Origin of the sequence: Anoxybacillus sp. ST4 (assembly GCF_019448545.1) — a bacterium.
GTDB classification, from domain to species: domain Bacteria; phylum Bacillota; class Bacilli; order Bacillales; family Anoxybacillaceae; genus Anoxybacillus; species Anoxybacillus pushchinoensis.
Genome location: NZ_JAHZOE010000004.1, coordinates 1 through 17,875 on the forward strand (window position 1 = coordinate 1; position 17,875 = coordinate 17,875).

18 protein-coding genes are annotated in these 17,875 nt (G+C 45.1%); 5 read left to right on the forward strand and 13 right to left on the reverse strand.

From position 1 onward, the window contains the following. Positions 1-298 precede the first annotated feature (298 nt). The gene (locus K1I44_RS04355) at positions 299-751 is read right to left on the reverse strand and encodes a hypothetical protein (RefSeq protein ID WP_219985374.1); all 453 of its coding nucleotides are present in this window, start codon (positions 749-751) and stop codon (positions 299-301) included. Between the two features lie 191 nt (positions 752-942). Here K1I44_RS04355 and K1I44_RS04360 point away from each other — a divergent pair, with 191 nt between their 5' ends. Continuing rightward, positions 943-1,356 (forward strand): helix-turn-helix domain-containing protein, encoded by a 414-nt coding sequence (locus K1I44_RS04360; protein ID WP_219985375.1) that lies wholly within the window; start codon positions 943-945, stop codon positions 1,354-1,356. Between the two features lie 107 nt (positions 1,357-1,463). On the opposite strand, the gene K1I44_RS04365 is transcribed toward K1I44_RS04360, so the two are convergent. Beyond that, on the reverse strand, positions 1,464-1,868 hold the full coding sequence (locus tag K1I44_RS04365; RefSeq protein ID WP_219985376.1) for a DUF1640 domain-containing protein: 405 nt from the start codon (positions 1,866-1,868) through the stop codon (positions 1,464-1,466). 359 nt (positions 1,869-2,227) lie between these two features. Between K1I44_RS04365 and K1I44_RS04370 the strand changes: the two genes are divergently transcribed. After that, positions 2,228-2,635, forward strand: a complete 408-nt coding sequence (locus K1I44_RS04370; RefSeq protein ID WP_370627957.1) for a YwpF-like family protein — start codon at positions 2,228-2,230, stop codon at positions 2,633-2,635. A 10-nt stretch (positions 2,636-2,645) separates the two neighbouring features. Here the strand turns inward: K1I44_RS04370 and K1I44_RS04375 are convergent, their stop codons facing one another. From K1I44_RS04375 to K1I44_RS04420, 10 genes are all read right to left on the reverse strand, one after another. Then, positions 2,646-3,161 (reverse strand): class D sortase, encoded by a 516-nt coding sequence (locus K1I44_RS04375; RefSeq protein ID WP_219985378.1) that lies wholly within the window; start codon positions 3,159-3,161, stop codon positions 2,646-2,648. Beyond that, positions 3,143-4,066 (reverse strand): processed acidic surface protein, encoded by a 924-nt coding sequence (locus K1I44_RS04380; RefSeq protein ID WP_219985379.1) that lies wholly within the window; start codon positions 4,064-4,066, stop codon positions 3,143-3,145. The genes K1I44_RS04375 and K1I44_RS04380 overlap by 19 nt, the downstream gene beginning before the upstream one ends. 60 nt (positions 4,067-4,126) lie before the next feature. After that, positions 4,127-5,473, reverse strand: coding sequence for an aspartate kinase (locus tag K1I44_RS04385; RefSeq protein ID WP_219985380.1), 1,347 nt, complete (start codon positions 5,471-5,473; stop codon positions 4,127-4,129). Between the two features lie 109 nt (positions 5,474-5,582). Continuing rightward, on the reverse strand, positions 5,583-6,011 hold the full coding sequence (locus tag K1I44_RS04390) for a DUF1284 domain-containing protein (RefSeq protein WP_219985478.1): 429 nt from the start codon (positions 6,009-6,011) through the stop codon (positions 5,583-5,585). A 40-nt stretch (positions 6,012-6,051) separates the two neighbouring features. Further along, on the reverse strand, positions 6,052-6,537 hold the full coding sequence (locus K1I44_RS04395; RefSeq protein ID WP_255573213.1) for a competence protein ComK: 486 nt from the start codon (positions 6,535-6,537) through the stop codon (positions 6,052-6,054). Between the two features lie 86 nt (positions 6,538-6,623). Next, the gene (locus K1I44_RS04400; protein WP_219985381.1) at positions 6,624-8,732 is read right to left on the reverse strand and encodes a methyl-accepting chemotaxis protein; all 2,109 of its coding nucleotides are present in this window, start codon (positions 8,730-8,732) and stop codon (positions 6,624-6,626) included. 94 nt (positions 8,733-8,826) lie between these two features. Then, entirely contained in the window at positions 8,827-9,909 is a 1,083-nt protein-coding gene (gene csaB, locus K1I44_RS04405; RefSeq protein WP_219985382.1) for a polysaccharide pyruvyl transferase CsaB, read from the reverse strand. Beyond that, entirely contained in the window at positions 9,906-11,777 is a 1,872-nt protein-coding gene (locus tag K1I44_RS04410) for a DUF5693 family protein (RefSeq protein WP_255573225.1), read from the reverse strand. The genes csaB and K1I44_RS04410 overlap by 4 nt, the downstream gene beginning before the upstream one ends. Beyond that, positions 11,774-13,306 carry a putative polysaccharide biosynthesis protein gene (locus tag K1I44_RS04415; protein ID WP_219985384.1) on the reverse strand — a complete coding sequence of 511 codons (1,533 nt, stop codon included), beginning with the start codon at positions 13,304-13,306 and terminating at the stop codon, positions 11,774-11,776. Before K1I44_RS04415 ends, K1I44_RS04410 begins: the two co-directional genes overlap by 4 nt. After that, entirely contained in the window at positions 13,303-14,037 is a 735-nt protein-coding gene (locus tag K1I44_RS04420) for a WecB/TagA/CpsF family glycosyltransferase (RefSeq protein WP_003398081.1), read from the reverse strand. Before K1I44_RS04420 ends, K1I44_RS04415 begins: the two co-directional genes overlap by 4 nt. Before the next feature lie 140 nt (positions 14,038-14,177). Between K1I44_RS04420 and K1I44_RS04425 the strand changes: the two genes are divergently transcribed. Continuing rightward, positions 14,178-14,738 carry a hypothetical protein gene (locus K1I44_RS04425; RefSeq protein WP_219985385.1) on the forward strand — a complete coding sequence of 187 codons (561 nt, stop codon included), beginning with the start codon at positions 14,178-14,180 and terminating at the stop codon, positions 14,736-14,738. Positions 14,739-14,761: 23 nt separating this feature from the next. Here K1I44_RS04425 and K1I44_RS04430 read toward each other — a convergent pair whose 3' ends face one another. After that, positions 14,762-15,889, reverse strand: a complete 1,128-nt coding sequence (locus K1I44_RS04430) for a YecA family protein (RefSeq protein WP_219985386.1) — start codon at positions 15,887-15,889, stop codon at positions 14,762-14,764. A 126-nt stretch (positions 15,890-16,015) separates the two neighbouring features. On the opposite strand from K1I44_RS04430, the gene K1I44_RS04435 reads away from it, so the two are divergent. Beyond that, entirely contained in the window at positions 16,016-16,873 is an 858-nt protein-coding gene (locus tag K1I44_RS04435) for a CvfB family protein (RefSeq protein WP_219985387.1), read from the forward strand. After that, entirely contained in the window at positions 16,870-17,862 is a 993-nt protein-coding gene (locus K1I44_RS04440; protein WP_219985388.1) for a Gfo/Idh/MocA family protein, read from the forward strand. The genes K1I44_RS04435 and K1I44_RS04440 overlap by 4 nt, the downstream gene beginning before the upstream one ends. Positions 17,863-17,875 lie beyond the last annotated feature (13 nt).

Below are 17,875 nucleotides of genomic sequence, written 5' to 3' on the forward strand. Positions count from 1 at the left end.
TTTTTCAATTCTGACTTGGAGAAAGGACGGTACATACTTCTACCTCTCCTTCTTCATAGTTTTCCTTTAACATATTAACAAAAGAAAAACGATTTTGTCCTTGACAAAATCGTTTTTCAACAGTCTGAAAAGGGGCTGATGAATTTCATCAGCCCCTTTTCCTTGCCTCTGGCCACCAACCGCTCTCTATCGTAAACAGAAGGAAATAGTACTACAGTTATATTTTAGCATCATTTCTCCCGTTTAACAAACATATTTTTATTTTTTATATAAATTTTTTTACCTCATGTAGCACATATCAAAACAAACAGTATCGAATTTTTTGCCCAGAACGAATAGATACGGAACGGAAAGTGCATTGGATTGCTCGCTCTTCAACTGCGGTGAGGTCGTTCATCGATGCGGGGACATATTGCTTCTCGAAGTCATTCCAACGTCGCACGCTAATTTGCGCTTTTCCTTTACTAAATAAAAAGGTGACGATGATCATCATTTGTTCATCAATCGTTTTAAAAAATAAAAATACATCATCTTTCGTGGTGCATGTAATGAGACGATAGCGAACAGGATCTAACGGCTGTTTGGCGGTTGGCGGTGAAATAAACTGAAGTGAATCAGAAAAGTGAATTGGCTCGATCGTTCGTGATGCATGAAACGGAGGATGCGGCTTTTCCTTAATGAGTACTTCGCATAGCTCCCCACCCCGTTTCACTTCGTGGATAATAAAATTTGCAAAATAAATATTCACCATTCATCATCTCCTTCAAGTTTTTCCAATGTATATTTTTACATTTTATGAATATTCAATCAACTTTTTTCGACAAATGAATCGTCGATTTTTGTTCTATTTTCGAACATATTTTATTTTTGTGCTTAAAAAGAACAAAACAATCCCTTTTATTCCTCTATTGTAAAAAGAAAAAGGGAATTTGGTGGAAGACGATGTTACAATACGTCAGTGAACAAATTAAACGGCTGCGTAAAGCGCATCATTGGACGCAAGAGCAATTAGCGCAGCGGCTGAACGTTTCTCGTTCGAAAGTGAGCAAATGGGAAAACGGTGAAGTGCTTCCAGATATCAAGTCGCTTATCGATATGAGCGAACTTTTTTCGGTCAGCATCGACTTTTTGCTTGGGAAGCCGCCGACCGATAAGCAGCTTTTACATGAGGTACAACTAGCATATGGAACGAGCGAGATGAACGACCAACTATTGTCGCTCATTCGCTACATGAACGAACAGCGCGAGCTTGCTGAGCGATTGTATGCGCTACAGTCGCTGCCTGCGCATAAACGGAAACGAGTCGAACATGTAGTGGTGAAAATGATTGATGAAATGATCGATGCGTTAAAATAAAAACGGAGTGAGGCTCTTCTCGCTCCGTTTGCTCTCTACGCACAAGCTGTGTTGCCAAAAGAAAAGGAAAAAGTTCGTATATACAAAAAAAGGGGCGTATCTGCCCTTTATTCAATCCCAATTAACTTTTTCAATCGATACACGTCCGCTTCTGTTTGCCATTGTTTTTGCGCGTGCAATTCAAATTTGTCATGCAGCTTGTCCACTTTCGTTTCTAGCTTTCCGATGCGCACGTGCAATTCCCTTATTTCTTCACGTATTTCTTGTTTGAAAGTTTCCATTTCTTGACGCATCTCTTGTTTGAAAGATTCCATTTCTTGACGCATCTCTTGTTTGAAAGATTCCATTTCTTGACGTATTTCTTGTTTGAAACTTTGCATCTCTTGGCGTATTTCTTGTTTGAAACTTTGCATCTCTTGGCGTATTTCTTGTTTGAAAGCTTCCATCTCTTGACGCATTTCACGCACTTCGTAAAGCAATTCTTTGACAGCTTGAACAACTTGATCTTCCACTTCGCTTCACCCCTTTCTTTACTCCCTAGCATATCACTCCCCCTATGGACGGTCAATTGAAAAAAAGAGGCTAGCAAGGGGTGCTAGCCAATTTGTGAGGGAGCAGTAGAGGACGCATTTTGGAAGGAAATGAGAGGAATTGTGTATCACCTCCTTGTCTCATATGATACGAAAAGAAAAAAATGATGTAAAATAACGATTTTTGAATTTTCAAGCCGTTTTTTAAAATTTTTTGCCGTTTTTCAGCTATATTTCGTGAAAAAAGCGCCCGAAAATTCAATTTTCACTTTTTGTTTGATTTTTTTCTGCACGTTTTCGTATGGTATAATGAAGACAACTCATATTGCGAGGTGGATGCGGTGAAAACATTTAAGCTCGTTGCCCTTACATTGTTGCATGAGCAAAAGCAAGACATTCCGCTCATTGATGGCTTAATGATTAATAAAGAAGATGAAAACCAACGCTGGCTTGTGGAAGCGTATGTCGAGCAAACGTATCATAAGCTATTCACGTCGCTGAAAGAAAAGGGGACGACATTTGATGCGCTCGTGACGATTTCCCGAAAGACAAACGATCCAGCTCATGTACGCGCAACCGTTCGCTCCGTTACGATGATGGGTGAACGAATAAGCGTATTAATGGATGCAGTGCTCGTCAAGCGCTCGAATTTAGCTGAAGTTGTTTTAGAAGATTTAGTTCAACGCGGGCTGCACGGGGAGACGTTGTTGCAGCAGTTTAAAGAACAAATGCACACGAAAAGAGGCTGACGAACATCAATCAGCCTCTCATTTTTTGTTTCGCTACGACAACGTATCGTTTTGGAGCATGCCCAATCCATTGAAACGGATAACATGTAATAAGCGTCAACGTCGGATGCGCTTTCGGAACGAGAACCGTCTGGTCGTCGGGTGAAACGATGCGAATATGTTGAACGACATACGTCCATGTGCCGCTGTTTGTTTTGATGACTAGCTCGTCACCGACTTGAATACGCTCAAGCGGACGAAACACCGTATCGCGATGTCCCGCTAAAATTGTATGATTGCCTTGTCCGGGAAGCGCACTTCGCTCATCGTACCCGACCCCTCGCCGCAACTGTTGCTCCGTCGTTCCTTCATAAACGGGCATGGCAAGGCGCAACTTCGGAATTGACAGCATCCCAATCGCATCATTTGTCGGATCGGGCGGACGATCCGTTCGTTGGACAGCTTCATACGCCTCATACCAATTCGTCGCATTCGCCCAAATGAGCGAAGCCCCAAAAAGAAACAACGCTATCGCAACGGCTCGCATGTTCTCGCCTTCTTCCATAACACGAAACTAATGAAAAGGAAAACGAAGCCAATGAGCATGTTTATTCCATACGAAGAAGCTGTTTTTGGCATGCGCGCGACAAGGAGACCGCTTTCTAAATCGAGCGCCATCATGCCAATATGGGCGAGTTGCTCGCTTGCATCAATAAGCGTGCTTGAATGGAGCCGCTCGTACGGGATATATAAATCGGCAACAAAGCGGCCTTCATCGTCGTACCATTCCATCACGACAGGGGCATGCACCGTTTGGAGTTGCTCAAAAGAAATGGGCTTTCTCCCTTCGGAAGTCACTTCGTACACGTTTGCTTGCAGCCCGTAAAGAGATAACCATTCGTTCCAAAGTGCATACAACGCGTGTCGCTCTTTATTTGTAAGCGGTGTCGCTGAATCGCGCAACACGAGCGCTTGCACATCTTTGTCGAGCCGTTCGAGCTTCTGTTTCGCCGACGAAGGAGTTCGTTCAAACAGGCGGCGAATTTCATCTTCGGTTAGCCCGATTGTCGCTAAAATGTCCGTCATCGCTTGCATCGTTTCGTAACGATCGCGATAAAACGATAAAGCGTATGATAAATCTTCAATAAATGTATATTGTTGCAATTTTTCACCAAACTGCCCGAGAAGCGCTTCGGCTTCCTCTTTCGTCATTTCGTAACGGAGCAATAGCTCATCCAGGCGCTCTGGTGTGATCGGAGTGCCTAATTGTTTTTTCAGCGCTTCCAATGAAGAAAAATGGTCGATTGTCATATTCCATTTTGCTAAATAACGTGTTAAGTCGTCCATCGTCCACCCGATGTCATGGACGTATTGCCGCAACGCTTCTTCCGAAATGGCCGCTTGCACCGGTGCGGCAAATAAAAGACAAATGAATAACCATAGCACGCGCATGTTTTTTCCTCCCTTATGTGTGCTATGGTTATTTTGTTCGATTATTCCATTTTTATACGATTAGAAATATACTTCATATAGCGCGCGCACTGCTCTTTCGACCGCATCCGCCTTCACGCCAAACATCATGCTCACTTCAGATGAACCTTGGTTAATCATTTCGATGTTGACGTTCGCCCGAGCAAAAGCTGCCGTCGCTTTCGCCGCAATACCGACGCTCCGCTCCATCCCTTCACCGACGACCATAATAAGCGCCAAATCGCGTTCAATCGACACTTCATCTACGCGCAATTCGTTTACGATGCGATTTAATACGCGTCGCTCGACGTCGCCAGCTAATTGTTCTTCACGTAAAATGACAGACATGTTATCAATGCCTGATGGTGTATGTTCATATGAAATGCCTTCGTCTTCTAAAATTTGCAACAGGCGGCGTCCAAATCCGATTTCGCGGTTCATTAAATATTTGCTGACGTTAATGCTGCAGAAGCCGGTGTCGCTTGCGATGCCCGCCACAGGGCGCTCGCGGTGATCTCTCGTGGCGACGATCATCGTTCCTGGCGCTTCTGGATTGTTCGTGTTTTTCACACATACTGGAATACCACGGCGATATACAGGCTCAAGCGCTTCATCGTGAAAAACAGAAAAACCGGCATACGACAATTCGCGCATTTCACGATACGTCAATTCTTTTAATTGGCACGGATGCTCAACGATCGACGGATTGACGCAATAAATGGAATCAACGTCCGTAAAGTTTTCATACAGCTCTGCTCCAACACCTGCCGCCACAATCGAACCTGTAATGTCCGAACCGCCGCGCGGAAACGTCACGATATGCCCAGAGCGCGAATAGCCGAAAAAGCCAGGAATGACTAAAATGCCGCTTCGTTCATTTAATTTGGCGAGCTGTTCGTATGACTCAGGTAATACTTGCGCATTGCCCGGTTCGTCTGTGACGAAAATGCCTGCGTCTTTCGGACTGACGTAATGCGCTTCATAACCGAGCTGGCGGAGGTAATGCGCCATCAGTTTTGCATTGTTATCTTCCCCGCTCGCTTTTAACGCATCGAGTAAACGTTCTGGCTGATCATGATACGTATCGATGAGTTGTTGTAAATGGGCAGAAATGACATCTAAAATGTCGCGCGACAAATGCAAATCGGTGACGATTTCATCATAACGTGCGACAACTTGCGCAAGCACCCCTTCGTATATGTCATGTTCGATTACTTTTTTTGCAAGCGTAATTAATAAATCTGTTATCTTCGTATCATCTTTGCATCGCTTGCCCGGCGCAGAAACAACAACAAATTTGCGCGCGTCATCCGCTGTAATGATGTTGGCTACTTTTTGAAATTGCTGTGCATTGGCAACAGAACTTCCTCCAAATTTTGCGACTTTCATATGCGATAACCCTTTCTTTCTATTTTTCTATAAAAATAACAGCTGTATAAGCCGCTATTTTACGTTTCATCGTAAGCAAGTCAACTTATTTTCTTATCATAGCACATCTTTATTTGTTTTTGTCAGAAAAATTTTTCAATTTTCGTATTCCTTCTTTGCACACACCATACGATAGCCATGAACATCCGGCGCAAAGCACATCTAAATCATCCGGCTCAACGGCCCGCTTCGTTCGTTCGATGAGCTCTGACTTCATATAAACTCCTCGTTCTTCGATCTGTAAATGGTTAAGCACGCGCCGATCCATCGCCAATACGTGCTCGTTCGAGTTTTCATCTGCTTCGCAACGGTCGATCCCATGATGCGGACATGCATAACACGCCTCATCGAGAGCAGCGATGACACGAATCGGCACATCGCTATCGGGATCGCGCATGAACGCGACAATTTCACTCATCTTTTCCACAAACGATTCGCTATATCCCATCCCTTGAAACCCATGCACACATAATAAATGATGTCCACGCAACGTCCTCATCATCGTCTCCTTTTCTGTCGTACTACCGAGATATTATACACTATTTTTCATAGTTATTCACTATTCTTTGTTGTAAAATAAAAATGAGCATCGCTGTTTTATACATTTTCCCTTCCAACGTCCCTTTTTGTATGTCGACAATGAGTTCTTGTTTATTTTTTAAAATGACTTTCGTTTTCTTTTTCTCATATGGCTGTATCGTCTTGATGTGGGATTGTGCAATCCATATGCATCGATCGCTGTCAGGAGAACATGTTGGAAAGAAGTAGAGCCGAAGCGCTTCACAAACGGAGACAGGAACCATTTGCCGAATGCCGAGAATATGTTTTGCTGCATGCACTTTTCCTTCATACGTACTTCCGTAGTAACGGCAGCTTTGTTCCATAATTTGTTTCGGTGATTGCTCTACTTCGTACGTATTGTACAATTCATACACGATTGTGCCGAGCCGGCCATATTCATCGTATTGCGGCACGAGCGCAGCCGTTTCCTCCATAATAATGTACTCTTCCATCCGTTCCATCATAACTCCCCCTCACAAATGTATGTTCGCCATTTATTATAATGAATTTTCATAATTTTAACAATAAAAAATCTCGGAAAACTCCGAGATTATACGGTAAACTGCTTTCCTTTTTCCGCTAAATGTTGCGCTTTGTCGCTTAACGTTTGCACATTTGCCGCAATTTCTTGCACGGCGGAAAGCAACTGTTCGTGCGCCGCTGCCGCCGTTTGCGTTTGTTGCTCTGCTTCTTGAGCGATCGCTTCCGTCTCTTTCATCGTTAATGCTAGCTCATCAAAAGCGCTCGTCATAACGGCGATCTTTTGGGCGACGTCGTCCATTTGAACCATCACGTCGTTCGTTGTTTGTTGAATGCGATCGAACGTATCGTCTGCTTCGCGCGCTAGCACCATGCTTTTTTCCGATTCTTTGCGCACGTGCTCCATCGCTTCAACCGATTGTGACGTATCCGTTTGCACTTCTTGCAATAGTTCACGTATTTGCTTCGCCGATAAAGACGATTGTTCTGCCAATTTTCTTACTTCATCCGCGACAACCGCAAATCCGCGGCCGTGCTCGCCTGCGCGCGCCGCCTCAATGGCAGCGTTTAACGCCAACAAGTTCGTTTGTTCAGCAATATGTGTAATCATCGTCGCCATTTGAGCAATATCGGCTGATCGTTGATGCAACGCTTGAATCCATTCGCTCGATTGCGTAATAAAGCCGTTCATTGTTTTCATTTGCTCGATCATTTTATCCATAGCGGCCGTTCCTTTTTCCGCTTCTGCCGTCATCGCCCGAGCCGCTTCTGCCGCCTGTTGTGAGCGCGATAAAATGTAGTTTGTGTCATCGACGAGCGTTTGGACAGATTCAGCATTTTGCTGCGCCCAGGCGCGCTGCTTGCTTGATCCCGACGCCACTTCTTCCATCGTCGCCCCAACTTGCTCCATCGCTTGCGCCGCCTCCTCCGTAATGGCGGTGAGCTCATGCGCCGACGCGGACACATCGCGAGAAAGTTGTTGATTGGCGCTAATCATCGCACGAAACGAAGCGATAAGCGAGTGAAACGATTGGGCAATATGCGCAAACTCATCGTTTGAAGAAACGGGCATTTGCACCGTTAAATCCCCATTTGCCGCCTGCATGCTCGCCTGTTCAATGGCGACAATTTGCTCGCGCACCGCCATGTAAAACGCGATAAATAAGTAAATGACAACCGCCACCGCAAACGCTCCAAAACCGATCGTCACCCATTTTTCAAACATGACGGCACGATATTCGCGATCTAAGTGCTGCTGGAAAGCTTGAAGTGAAAAACGGGCAAGCTCATGCAACGTTTCATGTGCGCCGTTCGTTTTTTCGTATAAATCGACAGAGGTAAGCGAGATGCGATTCGTTTGTAAAAATTCACGTTGAAACAAGCTCGTCATGCTTAATAAATCTGTCGCAATAATATCGTTGTATTGTTGCACTTTTTTCCGCATCGCTTGTTCGTCGGCAAAGAGCGGAGCGGTTGAGCGGCTGACCGTTTGCATCGCCGTTTCTAGTACGTTCGTCCAATACGTCATTTTCGAACGTTCAATTTCGTACAATTCGCTCTTTAGCGTCAGCTCTGCCGCGTATGACTGCGCGCCGCCAATCGTTTCCGTTAACAACGGAACGTGCTCAACGAACAAGCGGGCTAAATAATGATTGTTCATATCGTTATCGAGCGAGACGTTCGAGCGGTCAGCGATGTAAAGCAACATTTTTTGCACATCATAAATGAGCGCGTTGTGACGTTTTGTCGCTTCAGAAACGGTAAACGTCGTCCAGTTTTGTTGTATATCGTTTATTTGTTGAATAAGCTGTTTCCACTGTTGTTCGTCAATAAATGAAGCGCGTTTCTTTTGATGCACAGCTTGCAGCGAGTCAACCGATTTTTTTATCATCTTTTGCGCTTCCGCTACATGTTCTTCTTTCCCATGTCCTAACAAAACGGTCGTCGTATATTCACGATGCTTTTGTAAACTATACATCGCGTCAATCATCGGAGCGATATATGCAATTCCTTCGCTTTCTCGTTCAATTACCGTCGCTTTTTGCGTCAATAGCCGAACGTACAACACGCTAATCATAAAAAGAGTAAACATAAAAATGATTGCCAACAACATGAACTTTTTACTAAAAGGCAAGCGATTAAGCAACTTTTTCCCTAACGTAAACACCGCCTCATCCACGCTCCTTACGAAACAAATATGTATATATTGTTTTCTATTTTATCAGACGATTCATAAAAATTATATAAACAAAATAAAAATTAGGCCTAATGACCTAATTTTTATTTCGGAATAAAGCGAGCGCTTGTGCGGCTGTTTGTTGTGCATGTTGTTGAAGTAGCGCGACCGCGCGAGCCATCGTTTCTTTTCGTTCTTCTCGTTCATGCATACATTGCTGAATATAGGAAAATAGCGCTTCGCCGTCCCAGTCGTCTCGTTCGACATGCGCAAACACCGGTTGGTTTGCTTGCTCGGCAAACGCATCAATTTTCGGATCGTACGACAAAGCGATAAATGGCGTATGGGCGACCGCTGCAAAAATAAGGGCGTGTAGGCGCATACCTACAAGCAAATGAGCACTTTGAATGATCGCCATTTTCTCTTCAATGCTTGCGTCATGCGGCGCTACGACCGCATGTTCCGTCATCATCTGAAGCACACGACGGGACGTTTCATCATCATGACGTCCGTGCATCGGGATAAATACAACGTGATATCCGGCTTGTACAGATCGATCGAGCGCTGCCGCTATTTTTCTTTTAAAATCACGACCGCGCGGCCAATCGCGCACCGAAACGGCAATGACTGGACGGGTAAACGATTGTTCGTTCCACCACGTCGTTGGCGACGTCGGCGGCTTCAGTCCCATTACTGGATCAGGTACGACCGCAATCGACCGTTTTACACCTAACGTATGCAATAACCGAGCGGAAGGCTCATCGCGCACTGTGATGCGATCGACTTGATTAAGCGTCCATTTCATTAGCCATTGATTTTGTTTTTTATTGACAGGCCCCATTCCTTGCGCATACACCATCACCGGCTTTCCTAGCCATTTCGCTAGTTGCATAATCCCAGTGTAATACGGAATGCTGCGCCAGCCCGTTTGATCTTGAAGTAAGCTGCCACCGCCGCTAATCAAACCATCACTTTCGCGGAGCGCTTGAATGATGTCGTTTATTCGCCAGCGATTTACTGCACGAACACCGTACGTTCGTTCCGTAAACGATGGGTCGTTCGACAAAACTGTCACTTGCACATGCGGATCGTGCGCACGAAGCGCCTGAATAATCGCATATAAAATGGCTTCGTCTCCCACGTTATGAAAACCGTAATAGCCAGAAATTACAACGTTCATCGTATCACCTTTTTCCATTTCCACACCGAACGATAAGCATAAATGAGCACGACACCGAATACAAATCCGAGCCCGAGGCTATACATCGTGCGAATAAATGAAATGAAGAGCGGTATGTGTAAATGTGTAAATGTATTGATCATCGACAACCAGCCGATCGTTCCTACAACAAGAAGAACAGCACCTAGTTGCTTTTGTCGGTTTATGACCGCTAAAGCGAGCACGTAGGCTGGAAAACCGAGCAAAAATTCTTTCGTGCGCGGACGTACGTACAACCATTCTTCTAATTTTTGTCTCGCTGCTAGTTCAAACGCACTCGCCGTTCCTGTATTGCCAGAGCGCAAGACGTAATACGCCAACAGAGCGAAAATGATCAAGCTAAGCACGACATGTCCGACAGTAATCGGATGCTTCCATAGCCGCTTCATGAAAGGTAAAATCGGCTCTTGAACGATTGAAGGTAAAACGAGTGCGACCATCGCTACAATCGGAACGACATAAACGAGCTTTACCCCACGAAATCCTTCGCCAACGTAAGCGATATACTCGTTTCCATACAACATCGTTACAATCCAGCTAATCCCGGCAAACGAAATGACAATCGCACGACTATATGCCATCATCGTTCCGCGCCATCCTTCTTGGACGGAAGAAGGCTTGGCAGCGTAAACAGGTGTCACAATCGCTACAAGTAAAGCAAGTGCTTTCCAAGCTAAATCAATCGCGAGAAATGCACCAGCCACGCTAAGAGCGAACGCCCCTCCTGCCGCCACAAATGCCCATAACGGCGAAACGAGCGAACGAATAGCGAGAAAAAGGAAAGCCGTCGTCCCAACAATTAAGCCAATAGTTGCCATAGACGACCGTTCTACTGGCGCAAACGGTTCACTTTTTCCGAGCGTATAGTGGCTTGGCATATGTTGAACGATTTGTTTCATGACGGAAACGGTTTTTTCAATATTTTGTGCTATTTCTTCGGATGTATGCGGGCGAATAAATAGGGCGCGAATGTTGCGCTCTTTAATCGCACGAATCGCTACATCAACCGCTTCATTTGGCTTTCGCTGCTCTAAATTTAAACTATGCAATCGAACAACGTGCACATCCATCGCTTTCGCTAATGTCGTCAACCCTTTCGCTTCATAAAACTCCGTTGACAATAAAGCATATCCTGCACGCTTCCATCTTTCTCCCCACTTTTCCACATCAGACGGGTAGCCTGCTACTTGTTCACCAGTAGGAAGCAGCTTTGACATATGTTCATTTTTTAACGATTCCACTTGTTGGAGCACGCGGACGCTCCCTTCATTCATATCGCGCGCATCTGGAATGCGAAGTACAACCATAAAGCCGCGTTCGATGACATGGGCGACTTTTGCTTCATCGTATCCGAGCGGCACGCGCTCAATTTTTTTCGCATTTCCTTCAATGACATAGTACGTTTTTTGATTGATTTCAACTTCTCGGACATCATCACCGAACGTGTCGCGTAATGACGAAGCGACTGGGAACGCATCGTTAAGCGCATACACAACAAGTCCGCGCGATGGCATTTGATCGACACGTTCATTTAATAACACGAGCGTATGCTTCCATTCGTCCATCTTTAACAATAACACATGTCCTGATTTTTCAAGTGACTCGAGCGTTTCTGCTTCAACGCTCACCGTCGTTAACCCAGCTTCTTTCAGCTTCTTCCACACATGTTCGCTATCTTGTTGCAGCCACACCTCAATTTCGTCATACGGCATGATGATTTCATACGTCCGATTGTTCCACTCTACTTCATGCCGCTTACCTACCGCCGGGGCGATGAGCACGAGCGAAATCGCTATAATAAATAACAACCATTTTTTCACTTGTTTCATCCCTTCTTCGTTTGATTCAACCATTGGCGCATTTGCTGGAGCGTAACGCCACCGAGCGCAAAAACCACTCCAACATAAAGCAAGCCCCCTCCGATCGTTGCCGCCGCTACATAAGCGAGAGAAGCCATTCTACTAGTCGTTGGGGAAATGAAAAATAAACATGCGCCCATCATGAGTGAGGCGAGTGCGTAAATGATCGCTTGGCGATTCCAAAATGCGAGCGGAATGCGCCGACGAATCGCATAATGATTTGCCCACGTAATAAACGCATATGTGACAAACGTCGAAATGCCGGCACCGATTAAGCCGTACCGTGAAATAAATAAAACGTTTGTCCCCCATTTCACGAGACAGCCTATTAAAATAATGAAAGCAGCTCGTTTCGACTCGCCAATACCTTGTAAAATGCCTGTCCCAAGCAACGCGAATGATGTAAATAGAGAACTTGCCAACACGACCGCCATCGTCGCGCTTCCTTCGTCATTTGTAAATAAAGCGACGTTGAGCGGAACGGTTAAAGCGGCGAGTCCTGCCGCCATGGGCCATGATAAAAAGTGGGATAGACGAAACGACTGTTCGATCGTTTGCTGTGCTCGGTTTATTTCCCCTTTTGCTAGCTGTTTACTTAACAGCGGAATGAGCGGGAGCACAAGGGAAGATGAAAATACGGTCGCAATTTGCACGAGCGCTGTTCCACGGCTATACAACCCAAATAAATAGCTCGTTTCCCCTCCTTCTGTCCCATGCCAACGAAGGGCGATCGGGACGGAGAGCGAATCGACTAAATTTAAAAATGGCATCGCAAGCGCACCGAGCGCAATCGGGATAGATAAAGCTAAAATCGTTCGACTCGTCTTGATCCATTGCACACGTGAAAGTTTCACGCGCTTCGGACGATAAAGGGAACGGTGGTACAATATGCGTAAATATATAAGGCTAGCAAGCGCACCGAGCGGTGAACCGATCATGATCGCCCCTGCTACGACATCGTCTGGATACGCAGCGCGAACCATATAAAAAGCAAGCAGTAAAATAAAAGCAACGCGCACAAATTGCTCAAGTACTTGCGACGTAGCTGTCGGCTTCATATCTTCGAGCCCTTGGAAAAAGCCGCGATATACAGCCATATACGGCGAGATAAGTAACGTCGTACTGACGACGATAATCGCCCATTGCGCTTCCTCGCCACCTAGTGCTTGAGCGATCCATGAGGAGCCTCCTGCAAGGAGCGAAAAGCTGAGCACACCGAAACTAAATGCCAACACGCTCGCCGTCTGCACGAGACGCGCCACTTCATCTTCTTTTTGCTGCGCGCGCGCTTCCGAAATTAATTTTGATACCGCGATAGGAATGCCTGCGACAGATAAAATTAAGGCAACCATATAAAGCGGGTAAACGAGACTGAAAATACCGAGCACTTTATCCCCTGCAATATTTTGCAATGGAATACGAAAAATGCTGCCGAGCACTTTCGAAATGATCGTACCGATCGTTAAAATCATCGTTCCTTTTATAAATGACTGGCTCATTTTCCGACAACCTTCTGTTTTAAGATGGTCCACGCAAAGCGCGGCAATGCAAGCATTCGTTTCGCCCGCGTCGGCTGTTTTAACAGTCGATACAACCATTCTAAATGGAGACGAATCCATAGTTCAGGCGCGCGCTTCACCACGCCGGCAAGCACGTCAAAACTACCTCCGACACCCATCCATACACCGCGTCCGACTGTCTGTATATGTTGAGAAATCCACTGTTCTTGTTTCCCCATACCTAACGCGACAAAAACAAAATCTGGTTCGGCTCGCTTCACTTCTTCGATGATCGTTTCATCGTTCCAATCGAAGTAGCCGTTGCGTACCCCGACTAAACGAGCGTTCGGATAGCGGTCGCGCACATGTTTCGCTGCCGCTTGTACAACTTCTTCTTTTGCGCCGATCATATATACGCGATATTCGTGCTCATCGGCAAGCTGCAAACAGCGGCAAAGCAAGTCGTAGCCAGCCACTCGCTCTGGAAGCGGCGTTCCGAGCAGCTCAGCGGCTTTCACGACCCCGATGCCATCCGCGACGACATAATCCGCTTGCTGAATGGTCGCCATATATGTAGGCTCCTCATTTGCTTTCATAACAATTTCAGGATTGGCCGTAACGATAAAACAAGGCTTTTGTTGCTTCACGCGCGCGTGAATCGCGGAAACGACTTCATCCATCGTCGCGCGCACAAATGGAACTCCAAGTATGTGAATCGTTTGAAACGACATAAAAAACTCTCCTTCGCTTCGATCATTCGACAACATTATTAATCATATCACATGAATATAACAATTGACTATTTCTTCTTCGTCATAACATTGGTAAACTAATGGTATACATATGTGCATAAGAAAGGGTTGCATACGCCATGGAACAATGGACAAACGATACCGTCAATCGCACGGTAATGGCTCTCGTTCAACAATTAACAAAAGATTGGACGAAGACGAAAGTACACTCCGAAATATTAGAGATTTTTATGAAAATGCGCATGGAAACAAAAACAGAAGAAGAATACGTTTCGTTGTTGTTGGCGAACGTCGCTTTTGCGACAGAATCAAGTTTCGCGCTAAACAAAATATTTGAACTCATTTTACTCAGTAAACAATTTCCCCCTGCAGAAGCTGTGCAAGCGTGGGTTACCGACGCCCATCAGAAAATTGAACAACAATTGCCGACGTTGCGCGACATGTATCAAAAACATTTTAGCGGCGAAGAAAATATGAAACGGAAGCTTGAACTAAGCTACTGCCCTGTATTATTAAGCAATCGCATCAAAACAGATTTTATTTTTGCTTTCATTCACGAACAAAATCAGCCGATGATGAAAGACTTTTTCCATGCCGATCCAAAAGCGGTGCTTGAAGCACTTCATCACATTAGCGGCTTTTTCGCAAGCATGATTTTAGAAGGAATTGAACTGATATAAAAAAGGGAGCCGATTCGCTCCCTTTACTCATCTTCATCGCAGTCTTCGCACACTTCAAATATATCATCTTCCCAATCGTCTTCGTCCCAATCATCAAATTCATCATCCCAATCATCAAACAGTTCTGCTAACCGTTCGTTCACCTTTTCGGCAATGTCTTCAAAGACGTCGTAAAATGCGTCAAGCCGTTTCGATAATGCGCTCGTGGAAATGCCATATTGCGCAGCGAGCTGTGTTTTCGAAACGTTTTCGTTTAAAATCGCATCCGCCATGATGTAATGAAGCGCTGCCGCATATACTTCTGGCTTTCGAATAACAGGGTGGCACGTTTGACAATATTCAACCCATATGAAACGAGCCGTATCGATGACGGAAGGAACTTGGCTCGGAAAGTTTTCTTGAAATAATGTAAACACTCGCTCTTGTTTTGACGACAAGTTTGCCGCGTCGAAGTCAAAAATAGAAAAATGCAATACGTTTTGCAACGTGTCGGGATACATGTGAATCCATTGTTCATATTGTTTATCGCACGTTTCCCAAACGTCTTGTATGTATGCGTGCAGCTGCTCCGTCAAAGGGCGAGGCAACGGGAAAAACGTCGCAAAAGACGTGACGTATTGACCGTGCGGCACGAAAATGCCTGCGAGCGCTTGTCCTTCTTTTAATTCAAATCCATCAGACATATCAAGCAGTTTCATATGCTTCGTTTCCCCTGTTAGTAAATCGGTTACTGTCGCATGCGAATCGTGCAATTCATCTATGCGGACAAACGTAGGAAACGCCTGACGCCACGATTGAATGATATGATATACAGTCGGACGAACAGTATGTTTCCGAACGGTGCGCAAATAATAATCGAAAATCGTCATACCGTTCTCATATCGTTTGAAAAACATAACCCATATGCCGATAAAAAACCGAAACACAGGCAACGTTTCTTCATCTGTCTGTTCCTTATGAATACGCGCATCCGCCGCACGTTGCAAAAACCGTTCATGCTCAAAAGCTGCATAATGAATGAATTCGTGCATATGTTGAACGACATCTTGATCGACAAGTCCATGAATAGACACAACGTTATTGCCGCAACAATGTTTATATTTTTTTCCGCTTCCACACGGGCATAACGCATTTCGTGCTACTTTGCTCACACATTCCACCTCCACGCTTTTTCTTCCATTGTAACACGTCAAAAGGAAAGAAGATACATCCCTTTGTTTCTTTACATGTTATCGTGTACAATGAAAACGAAACGATAAATAAAAAGGAAGAGATACATGATTGGACAAATCGTAACATGGCAAGTAAAAGAACAAAAACCGTTCGGCTACATCGTCACAAATGGAAAAGAAAGCGCCTTGCTTCATGAAAGCCAATGCGAACATGCGTTGCAAATAGGCGATGAAGTCGAAGTATTTCTTTATCATGACCACGACGGTCGGATGCGTGCAACAATGAAACGACCGCTAATCACAACAACATCATACGGTTGGGTCGACGTCGTCGATGTCGTTCCGAACTTAGGTGTGTTCGTTCATATTGGCATCGAAAAAGACATCTTATTGTCGCTCGACGACTTACCGGCACTTCCGACGCTTTGGCCAGAAAAAGGAGATCAATTATACTGTTCGCTTCAAGTAGATAAACGAGGTCGCCTCCTCGCCAAGCTTGCTGACGATGACGTAATCAAACAAATTCACGTCCCTGCACCACCTTCTGCATTTAATGCAAACGTGCGCGGACGCATTTATCGCCTTATTAAAGCAGGATCGTTTCTCATTACAGATGTCGGATATATCGGATTTATTCACGAGTCACAAAGAAGACGAGAACCACGCCTCGGAGAGCTTGTCGAAGGGCGCATCATCGCTGTGAAAGAAGATGGGACGATTAACGTTTCGTTGCTTCCGCGCAAACAAGAAAGCTTAGAAAGCGATGCGGAAACGATTTACCATTACCTTGAAAGCCGTGGCGGTGCGATGCCGTATAGCGATAAAAGCGATCCGGAAGACATTCAAACCCGCTTTCATATGAGCAAAGCGGCATTTAAACGCGCGCTCGGGCGGCTAATGAAAGAAAATAAAGTGTACCAACAAGACGGTTGGACATATATACAAGGGAGAGACGAAAAATGATTCGTTTTGCGACAATCGGAACAAACTGGATTACTGAAGCGTTTATTCAGGCGGCGAAACGAGTGCCATCCTTTCACTTACAAGCCGTTTATTCGCGCCAGCAAGAAACAGCTAGCGCCTTCGCTGAAAAAACAGGTGCTACTGAAACGTTTACAAACTTGCATGAGCTCGCAACAAGTGAACATATCGATGCGGTATATATCGCAAGCCCTAATTGTTTTCACGCCGAGCAGGCGATTATGCTTATGAATCACGGCAAACATGTCATATGTGAAAAACCGCTCGCTTCTAACGTCAAAGAAGTGGAAGCAATGATTGAAGCAGCAAGAAAAAATAATGTCGTACTCATGGAAGCGATGAAAACAACGTGTTTGCCAAACTTTCAAGCCATTCAACATCACTTGCCAAAAATCGGGCGCATCCGTCGTTACGTCGCAAGTTATTGCCAATACTCTTCGCGCTACGATGCGTTTAAGCAAGGAACGGTCGCAAACGCCTTCAATCCCACCTTTTCAAGCGGCGCATTAATGGATCTTGGCGTGTATTGCTTATATCCGCTCGTTGTTTTATTTGGAGAACCAAAAGAAATTCAAGCGCATAGCGTCCTACTATCTTCTGGAGTAGATGGCGAAGGCAGCATCATTCTTGATTACGGCGACATGGATGCAGTTGTTATGTATTCAAAAATCGCAAACTCTTATACCCCTGCCGAAATTCAAGGGGAAGAAGGAACAATCGTAATCGACACGATCCATACCCCAACGCGCGTCCATATTCATTACCGCGACGGGCGTATAGAAGATATAAGCGTTCCGCAACTGCATGAGCCAATGTACTACGAAGCACTTGAATTTATGACGCTCATCGAACGAGAAGAAAAGGAATCAACAATCAACTCACACGCTCGCTCGCTCGCAACAATGAAGATTATGGAAAAGGCACGAAAACAAACAGGCATCGTTTTTCCTGCAGACGAACGTTTCGCTTAAAACGAAACGTTCT